Below are 773 nucleotides of genomic sequence, written 5' to 3'. Positions count from 1 at the left end.
CAAAGGCATCGAGCATCAGGCAAAGCGTCTCCATTGTGGGCGGATCGCCATAGACGACAGTGCGCCCGGCCAGTTCGGGGTCGGCTTCACACTTGGCCCGAACGGGCAAATCGTGATCCAGATAGGCGTTCACGGTGAAACGGAATTTCCCGGTCCCGGCGTCGTAGAAATAGACGTGCCACTTCACGAGCTGGTCGGGATTCTCGTCGGCTTCCGCAAACAGTTCTTCCGCTGCGATCCGCTGAACCTCCAAGGATCGGGCGCAATCGCGGATGACACCATTGCTTTTCGACCCGTCAAAGGCCGCGCCTTCGCGGATGCCAAACGCGTTTCCGGGGCAACGCTCCCGCACAAGGCGGGCCAGGATTTGGGCACTCCGGGCGCTGCCCGTCGCTGCGACATAGGGGGCGGGGTGCATGTCGATCTGCACGACAGAAAAACGGGTCATCTTCGGCTCCCTTACTGGCTCAGGGCCGAATAGGTGCCTTCATCCTCATAGCGGATGATGGCATCGCCGGTCTGGGACAGGCCGCCCCAGAAGGGGCCAAGGAAACCGGCAATCTTGGGCTGGCCCTGCAACTCGGCGCGCAGGCTCGTGCGGGTCTCGGTCCCGGTGATTTCGGTGCCCATGTCATCGACCCATGCGGCAAGGTCATCGGTCACAACGCGGCTCATGCCGCTGTCGTCGGTCATGGTGATAATTTCAAAAAGTGCCATTTGGCGTTCCTTGTGGTGGTTGGCGTGGTGCGCTTTCTGCGCCCCTTCCGCACCTC

Annotated in this window: 2 protein-coding genes; both read right to left on the bottom strand. The window is 61.6% G+C overall.

What is annotated here, in order from left to right:
• Nucleotides 1–448: hypothetical protein (locus TW83_RS18680; protein WP_045984291.1), on the bottom strand; the 448-nt coding region annotated here is incomplete at its 3' end.
• An 11-nt stretch (nt 449–459) separates the two neighbouring features.
• Nucleotides 460–717, bottom strand: coding sequence for a hypothetical protein (locus tag TW83_RS18675; protein WP_045984290.1), 258 nt, complete (start codon nt 715–717; stop codon nt 460–462).
• Between the last annotated feature and the right edge of the window lie 56 nt (nt 718–773).

It is taken from the genome of Paracoccus sp. S4493 (assembly GCF_000967735.1).
GTDB lineage: Bacteria > Pseudomonadota > Alphaproteobacteria > Rhodobacterales > Rhodobacteraceae > Paracoccus > Paracoccus marcusii.
The sequence above is the reverse complement of the archived record's forward strand: the minus strand, read 5'-3'. Positions and strand labels throughout refer to the sequence as shown.